The sequence below is a fragment of the Streptomyces purpurogeneiscleroticus genome, assembly GCF_020024005.1.
Taxonomy (GTDB): Bacteria; Actinomycetota; Actinomycetes; order Streptomycetales; family Streptomycetaceae; genus Streptomyces; species Streptomyces purpurogeneiscleroticus.
In genome coordinates, this window is record NZ_NHSG01000078.1 from 1 (window position 1) to 7,986 (window position 7,986).

At 72.0% G+C, this 7,986-nt stretch carries 7 protein-coding genes and 1 pseudogene; 2 read left to right on the forward strand and 6 right to left on the reverse strand.

Going from position 1 to position 7,986, the window contains the following annotated elements; genetic code table 11:
• The 3 genes from CCS38_RS02395 to CCS38_RS02405 all read right to left on the reverse strand — a co-directional run.
• Window positions 1-1,500 (reverse strand): tripartite tricarboxylate transporter permease (locus tag CCS38_RS02395; protein WP_223731509.1); only part of this gene is annotated, 1,500 nt, incomplete at its 3' end.
• Window positions 1,501-1,503: 3 nt separating this feature from the next.
• On the reverse strand, window positions 1,504-2,043 hold the full coding sequence (locus CCS38_RS02400) for a tripartite tricarboxylate transporter TctB family protein (protein ID WP_223731510.1): 540 nt from the start codon (window positions 2,041-2,043) through the stop codon (window positions 1,504-1,506).
• Window positions 2,040-3,023, reverse strand: a complete 984-nt coding sequence (locus CCS38_RS02405) for a Bug family tripartite tricarboxylate transporter substrate binding protein (RefSeq protein ID WP_223731511.1) — start codon at window positions 3,021-3,023, stop codon at window positions 2,040-2,042. Before CCS38_RS02405 ends, CCS38_RS02400 begins: the two co-directional genes overlap by 4 nt.
• A 155-nt stretch (window positions 3,024-3,178) precedes the next feature.
• Here CCS38_RS02405 and CCS38_RS02410 point away from each other — a divergent pair, with 155 nt between their 5' ends.
• Entirely contained in the window at window positions 3,179-3,853 is a 675-nt protein-coding gene (locus CCS38_RS02410; RefSeq protein ID WP_223731512.1) for a response regulator, read from the forward strand.
• 158 nt (window positions 3,854-4,011) lie between these two features.
• Window positions 4,012-5,001, forward strand: coding sequence for a lytic polysaccharide monooxygenase (locus CCS38_RS02415; protein WP_223731513.1), 990 nt, complete (start codon window positions 4,012-4,014; stop codon window positions 4,999-5,001).
• Window positions 5,002-5,057: 56 nt separating this feature from the next.
• Here CCS38_RS02415 and CCS38_RS02420 read toward each other — a convergent pair whose 3' ends face one another.
• From CCS38_RS02420 to CCS38_RS02430, 3 genes and pseudogenes are all read right to left on the reverse strand, one after another.
• Window positions 5,058-5,945, reverse strand: coding sequence for an esterase/lipase family protein (locus CCS38_RS02420; protein WP_223731514.1), 888 nt, complete (start codon window positions 5,943-5,945; stop codon window positions 5,058-5,060).
• 373 nt (window positions 5,946-6,318) lie between these two features.
• Window positions 6,319-7,401 carry a DNA polymerase Y family protein gene (locus CCS38_RS02425; protein ID WP_223731515.1) on the reverse strand — a complete coding sequence of 361 codons (1,083 nt, stop codon included), beginning with the start codon at window positions 7,399-7,401 and terminating at the stop codon, window positions 6,319-6,321.
• A 101-nt stretch (window positions 7,402-7,502) separates the two neighbouring features.
• A pseudogene (locus tag CCS38_RS02430) lies at window positions 7,503-7,986 on the reverse strand (hypothetical protein); the annotation flags it as partial.

Below are 7,986 nucleotides of genomic sequence, written 5' to 3' on the forward strand. Positions count from 1 at the left end.
GTCCTCCGCGCGCGCGGAACGCCCGCGCGGGAGCGCCCGCTTGATCCACGGCCAGGCCAGCAGCACCACGATCACGGCGTAGACGGTGATCGAGAAGGGCGTGTTGACCAGGCCGGTGACGCTGCCGTCGCTGATCTGCAGTGCCCGCCGCAGCTGCTGTTCGGCGGCCGGGCCGAGGATGACGCCGATGACGGCGGGCAGTACCGGCAGGCCGTACCGCCGCATGCCCAGCCCGATCAGCCCGATGATCAGCAGGATGACCAGGTCCAGCGGCTCGCCGCCGACCGCGTACGCGCCGACCGCGGCGAAGAAGAGGATCCCGGCGTACAGGTACGGGCGCGGGATCTTCAGCAGCTTCGCCCAGACGGGCGCCAGCGGCAGGTTGAGGACGAGGAGCAGCACCATGCCGACGAACAGCGAGGCGATCAGGCCCCAGACGAGATCCGGTTCGCGCTCGAAGAGCAGCGGCCCGGGCTGGATGCCGTACTGCTGGAAGGCCGCCAGCATCACCGCGGCGACGGCGGTCGTCGGCAGGCCGAGGGTCAGCATCGACACGAGCGTTCCGGCCGCCGACGCCGAGGACGCCGACTCGGGCCCGGCGACGCCTTCGATGGCGCCGCGGCCGAATTCGTCGCGGTGCTTGGAGAGCCGCTTCTCGGTGACGTACGAGAGGAAGGTGGGGATCTCGGCGCCGCCGGCCGGGATCGCGCCGAACGGGAAGCCGATGAGCGGCCCGCGCAGCCACGGCTTCCACGTGCGCCGCAGCTCCGACTTGCCCAGCCAGGGACGGCCCACCGGGATCGACTCCCCCGCCGTACGCCGCAGATGCGCCGCCACCCAGAGCGCCTCTCCGATGGCGAACAGTCCGACGGCGACGATGACGACGTCGATGCCGTCGGCGAGTTCGAGGATCCCGAAGGTCAGCCGCTGCTGCCCGGTCATCTGGTCCAGGCCGACGAGCCCGAGGGTGAGGCCGATGAGCAGTGAGGCGAAGCCGCGTATCCGGGAGCTGCCGAGTACGGAGGTCACGGCGATGAAGGCGAGCACCATGATGGCGAAGTAGTCGGGCGCGCCGATGTCCACGGCGAGCGCGGCGACCGTGGGCGCGAGCACGACCAGCAGGATCGTGCCGATCATGCCGCCCGCGAAGTGCCCGCCGGCGGCTGCCGCCAGGGCCTGCGCGCCGCGCCCGGCGCGTGCCATCGGGTTGCCTTCGATGGCGGCGACCACCGCCGCGCTCTCTCCTGGGGTGTTGAGCAGGATGGAGGTGGTGGAGCCGCCGAACATGCCGCCGTAGTAGATTCCGGCGAACATGATGAACGCGCCGGTCGGGTCCAGCCCGTAGGTGACGGGGAGGAGCAGGGCGACGGCCATGGCGGGGCCGATGCCCGGCAGTACACCGATGGCGGTGCCGAGCAGCACCCCGATGGCGGCCCACAGCAGGTTGATCGGCGTCAGCGCCGTACCGAAGCCGTCGATGAGTGAGGACAGGGAGTCCATGGTCTACAGCACCCCCATGAGCGGGCCGCCGGGCAGCGGCACGCCCAGCAGGTTGTTGAAGACGACGTAGGTCACCAGGGACAGGACGGCCGCGATGAGCGGGTCCCGGGTGAGGTTGCGGCTGCCCAGCGCGTATGCGGAGCCCCAGAAGAGCAGCGCGCCGGAGATCGGGAAGCCGAGCGGGCCGATGAGGACGGCGTTGGCGAGGAAGACGCCGGCCAGGAGGGCGACGGTGCGCCAGTCGCCGGGCTCGGAGAGGTCGATGTCCTCGCCGCTCTCGGCCTCGCCGCGGCCGCCCCGCAGGACGTCGACGGCGAGGAGCACGGCGACGACCAGGAGGAGCGCCCCGACGACGATCGGCACGGTGGTGGGCCCGATGGGGCCGCGCTGGGTGATGTCGGTGTCCATCGTGACCGCGTCGGTGAGCACGAGGACGCCGAGGACCAGGAGGATGAGGCAGACGCCCAGTTCGGAGCGGCCGCGCAAGGAGGCTCGCAGCCCGCTGCCCTTCGGGGGCGCGGTGGGTTCGGTACCGGTGCTCACAGCCCCAGCTCCTTCAGTACGGTGTCGACGCGCCGGTCCTGGGCATCCAGGAAGCGGCCGAATCTGTCGCCGGTCATGAAGGCGTCGCTCCACCCGTTGCGCTTGAGCGCGTCCTTCCACTGCGGGGATCCGTGCAGCTCCGTGAAGAGGGCGGTCAGCTTCTGCCGTTCGACGTCGGTGAGCCCCGGGGGCGCCACGATGCCGCGCCAGTTGGTGAACTCGGTGTTCACGCCGGCCTCCTTGAGGGTGGGCGCGTCCAGGCCCTTGACCCGCTCCGGGCCGGTGACGGCCAGCAGCCGCAGCTCTCCGGACTTGATCTGGTCGAGGTACTCGCCGACGCCGGACACCCCGAAGGCGACCTTGCCGCCCAGTACGGAGGCGAGCAGCTCACCGCCGCCGTCGAACGGCACGTAGTTGACGGTCTTGGGCGTGATCCCGGCGGCCTTGGCCATCAGCATCGGTGCCAGGTGGTCGGGTCCGCCGGCGGAGGAGCCGCCGCCGACCGGCATCTTCCGGGGGTTCTTCTTCCAGTCGGCGAGCAGCTGGTCGAACGTCTTGTACTTGGAGTCCTTGGCGACGACCACGATGTTCGGCTCCTCCGTGAGCCGCGCGATGGGCGTGGTGTCGCCGAGCCCGGAGGGCGAGTGGTTGGTGTGGACGGCGCCGACGACGCCGAGCCCCATGGACATCGCGAGCTTGCCGTTGCCGTGCTCGTTGACCATCCGGCTGAGGCCGACCGTGCCGCCGGCGCCGGGGAGGTTGAAGACCTCGACATTGTGGTTGAGCCCGGCGTCCTCGATGCTCTTCGCCGCCGTACGGGCCGTGATGTCGTATCCACCGCCCGGCGTGTTCGGCACCATGAACTGCAGGCCCGGGATGCGGGTCCCGGTGTCGGACCCGCTGCCCGATGTCAGCAGCGGCGGGCCGAGGAGGACGATCAGAACCGCCCCCAGGAGGGCGAGGGGTGTGCGCGCACGCACAGATGACACCACCCTTCTCTTACGTGTGGCTTCGTGGCTCTGTGGGGGGGGGGAGATCGTGGTGAGGGCCACATGTTGCCCGGGGGTTAACTCCGCGTCTCGCTTCCGGTATTAAGGGTCGTTGTGAACGTTGTGGTCGCGGAAGGGATCGTTCGATGACCAAGGTGCTGGTCGTCGACGACGACTTCATGGTCGCCAAGCTGCACAGCCACTACGTGAACGCCACCGAGGGCTTCTCTGTGGCCGGCGTGGCACATACGGGTGCCGAGGCGCTGCGCGCAGCCGAACGGCTCCGCCCCGACCTCCTCCTGCTGGACATCTACCTGCCGGACATGGACGGCATCAGCGTGCTGCGCCGGCTGCGGGCCCGGGAGGGCGGGACGCACGCCGACGTGCTCTTCGTTACGGCGGCACGCGACGCGCACGTCATACGGGACGCGTTGCGGGCCGGTGCGCTGCACTACCTCATCAAGCCGTTCGACCGTGCCTCCCTTCAGGAGCAGCTGCGGCACGTGGCCTCGTTGCGCACCCGCCTGGAACGGCTCGGCGAGGCCAGCCAGGAGGACGTGGACCAGATCTTCGGCACCCGCCCGCGCGCCTCCAGAGGTCTGCCCAAAGGTCTCGCCCCCCATACGGCGGATCTGGTCGAACGCACCCTGCGACAGCACGAGGACGGCCTCTCGGCATCGGAGTGCGCGGCGGCGGGCGCGCTGTCCCGGGTGAGCGCGCGCCGCTACCTCGAGTACTTCACGGGCACCGGGCAGGCCGAGGTCTCCCTCCGGTACGGCGGCACCGGCCGCCCCGAACGGCGCTACCGGTGGATCGCCTGACGACCGCGTCACCCTTGGGGCTTAACCACCGCTGAGCGGTTCCTTAAGCCACCCATAAAGATCGTCAAGGGCCTGCTCCGGGCGGCGAATTCGCTGGTCGGCGGGGCTAGCGTGCTGCCCGCCGCATGACTCCCGCACGTCTGAAGGAGACCCCCACGATGACCGTTCGTCGCAAGGCCGCAGCGTTCGCCCTCACCACCCTCGCCCCGCTTTCCCTCACTGTGTTCGCCGCGGGCCCGGCGGCCGCGCACGGCTCGATGACGGACCCGGTGAGCCGGATCTCCGCGTGCTACGCCGAGGGTCCGGAGTCACCGGACTCCGCGGCCTGCAAGGCGATGGTCGCGGCCGGCGGCGTGCAGGCCCTGTACGACTGGAACGGTGTACGGGACGGCGCGGCGGGCGGCCAGTCCAGGACCCGCATACCGGATGGCAAGCTCTGCAGCGCGAACAGCGCGGAGTACAAGGGCCTGGACCTGGCCCGGGACGACTGGCCGGCCAGCCCGATGGCGGCGGGCGCCCACACGTTCCGGTACAAGGCCACCGCGCCGCACAAGGGCACGTTCGAGCTGTACCTCACCAAGGACGGCTACGACCCGCGCAAGCCGCTGAAGTGGTCGGATCTGGAGGCGAAGCCGTTCGCCAAGGTCACCGACCCCACCCTGACCGACGGCGACTACGTCTTCGAGGGCAAGGTGCCGGCCCGCTCCGGCCGCCACCTGATCTACAGCATCTGGCAGCGCTCGGACAGCCCCGAAGCCTTCTACACCTGCTCGGACGTGGTCTTCGGCAAGGCCGGCGGCAGCGCGGGCACGACGGCGGGTACGGACGCGGAGTCGCACCCCGCGGCCACCGCCCCGACCGAGCGGCAGCTCGCGGCGGGTGCGGACAAGTCGTCGGTGGATCACACGCACATGCAGCACGGGCACGAGGGCACGGGCGCGGGCACGGGCGCGGACCGGAGCACGAGCGCCGCGGACGGCGTGCGCCCCGACGGCTCGTCGGGCAGGGCGGTGACCACGCAGCTCGCCGAGACCGGCGGCGACGACTCGACCGCTCCGCTCGCCATCGGCGGCGCGGCGGTGCTGGCGCTGGGCGCCTCGCTGCTCTTCGCCGGCGCCCGCCGCAAGGCCGCCCGGAACGGCGGCTGAGGACCGGGCGACGGTGCGCTGCTCCTCGGGGAGCAGCGCACCGCACGGCGATGCGGTCAGCGCGGCATACAGGTCGTCGGCGTCGCGTGGGCCGGGTCCAGGGCGTTGGCCGTCTCGTGGAAGGCGACCCGGTCGGCCAGGGCGATGACCAGGTGCTCGGAGAAGTCCGTCGGGCACAGATCCTGGACCAGCACGTTCTTCACGTCCGGGCCGTTCAGGAACTGGCTCTTGTAGGGCGTGACCACCTCGTCGTACTTGGTCGCGATGACCGTGTAACGCACGCCGGGCACGGTGTCGCCGCCCTCGTTGAGGCGCTTGAGGAAGTCCGAGCCCACCATCTGGTCGTTGAGGCTCGGTGCGAGCGAGTCGAGGTACTTCTTGGCTCCCGGGAACTGGTCCAGGAGCCTGGTCAGGCCGTTCAGGTCGGTGCCGTGGTTGTCGGGCGCGATGCCGACCAGCGCGTTCACCTTCGCCGCGCCGCCGAGGAACTTGAGGTAGTGGCGCGGCATCATGCCGCCCTGCGAGTGGCCCACGAGGTCGGTCTCCGGCGCGCCCGTCGCGGCCAGTACCCGGTCGACGTACGCGGAGAGCTGCTCGGCCGACTTGTCGACGGGGCCGAGGCCGTGGAAGAGGGGGACACCGGGCAGTTGCCCGTAGTCGAAGGAGAAGACGCAGTAGCCGCGGGCGACCAGGTACGGCGCCAGGCCGAGCCAGTTGTCCACGGAGTTGCCGAAGGTGCCGTGGACGAGGACGACGGGCCGGGGGTGGGCGGCGGACGGCTTGCAGGAGTAGTCGTTCCAGCCTGCGGAGACGGTGGCGTCCGACGCGGTGGCGGCTGCCGCCGTGGGGGTGGCCGCGGTGGCGGCGGCGAAGGCGAGGGCGAGGGCGGAGACGGCGGTGGCCGCACGTCTCCAGGGCAGCGCTCGGTGCGTGGTCGTGTTCATGCGATGCTCCTTGCGGGAGGTGAGGGGACTCCGAAGTGCTCGCCGAGTCATCACCTGCGATCCGGATCGCATGGCTCAACGCTGTGATCGACCGTCAAGTTACGGCTGAGTAAGCTCGGGGGTCCAGTCGTGTGACGGTGAAAGAAGTGGCACACGATTCTCACCGGACGTACGGGTTATCCACAGGCTCCGGCCGCTGTCAGCGGCCCGGCGTAGAGTCGTTGCCGTGGTGCTCGCGAGCCGCGCGGGCCCATCAGTGACGGGGGATACGGCGATGAGCACAGCATCAGCGAAGACGACGGAACCGACGGAGCCAACAGAGCCGACGGCCGGAACTCCCGCTCGAAGACCTTGAGGCGCACTGCGGCCCGCGTTACGCCGACCGCCTGTACGGCTGACGGTAAGGCTGACCGTGGGGCCGGCGTCCCGCGGCCGACGCGGGGGCGGCCGAGGCCGCGGCGGGGCGGGCGGCGTGCGGACCGAAGCGGGTGCGTGCACGGTCGACGGCGGCTTCAATGCGGCGGGCCTTGTCGTCCGCCGGGTCGAACGTCAGCTGGCGGGCGGCGCGTTCGGCCCGGCGGAGGTCCTCGGCCCGTAGCGCCACCGCCCGTACGCGAGCGCGTTGCAGGCCGAGCGCGGTGTGCAGCGCGTAGGCGACCTCGGTCAGCGCGGGCCCGTGCGCGGTCGGCTCGGCCAGCCGCCGGGTGCGGGTCGTGGTGGAGCGGTCGGCGTAGCGGACGGTGAGCGTGAGCGCGCCTGCCACCTGACCGCTGCTGCGCATCCGGGAGCCGAGCTCGTCCGCGAGGGAGAGCAGCGCCCTGCGGCGCCGTGCCTCGTCCAACTCGTCGTGGGCGAAGCGGTGTTCGGCGGCCATCGAGCGGGCCGGTGCGTTCGGGGTCACCGGCGTCGGGTCGATGCCGCGGGCCCGCTCGGACACCCGGCGACCGGCCTTCGCGCCGAGGATGCGCTGCAGGGTCGCGGGCGGCGCCGCGGCGATCCGGCCGACGCTGTCGAGCCCGTACGCACACAGGGCGCGGGCCGCGGCGGGGCCGATGCCGTTCAGGGCGGCGACGGGCCTGCGGTCGAGGAAGGCCGCGACGCCCTCGGGGTCACCGGGGACGACGCGTACCTCTCCGGGCGCCGCGTCCTGGGCGGCCATCCGGGCGAGCAGGGGGTTGCCGGCGATGCCGATGACGCACTCGGCGTCGTACCACGCCAGGGCGCGCAGCCGGAGCAGCTCGGCGATGCCGGCGGCGTCCCGGCCGAAGTACCGCTGCGCACCGCGTACGTCGGCGAGCGCGGCGTCCGGCGGCAGCGCCTCGACGACGGGGGTGAACTCCCCCAGCAGCGCGATCAGCCGCTCGTACGTCTCCTCTCCGAGGGACGGGGCGGCCCCCGCTCCGGCCGCCGCGGCCGGACGGAACCGTACGTACAGCGCGACCCCGGTCCTGGGCATCCGGCCCCGGCCCGGAGCACCGGCGGCATCCGCCGGAGAGTTCCCGGAAGGAGGTGAGGAAGGAGCTGGGGAAGGAACTGAGGAAGGGGGCTTTCGGTAAGTCATCCTGCGCTCCCTGGGCTGGCGTGCCACAGCTTGCGGCCGGTGGCGGCGCGTTCGCCCGCGGGCTGGAGGTCGGCCCATGGGTGCAGGGTGTAGCCGGTGGGCAGGCGAATGACCCGCTCGTCGTCCGTCGCCGCGGGGTCGCCCGGCGGGTACGAGTCGGCAGGAGCCGGAGAGTCGGCAGGCGTCGACGGGTCGGTAACCGTCGGTGGGTCGGCAGGGCCCTCCCCACCGGGTGCCGTGCCGGTGGGGGGTGCCGTGCCGGTGCCGGGTGCCGTGCCGGTGCCGGCCTCCGCGGCGGCGTACCGCTCGCGGTCGGCGGAGCCGCTCCGGCTGTGGGGGTGCCCGGTGACGCGCGCGCCCGGGCTACGCCCTGCGGCGGCGCGCGCCGTGGCCGGCGCGGGGGCTTGGGTTGTCTCGGAAGCTGAGGCGGTCCCTGGAGTGGCGTTCGCGGCAGCTGCCGGTGCGGGGGTGGAGGTGGTG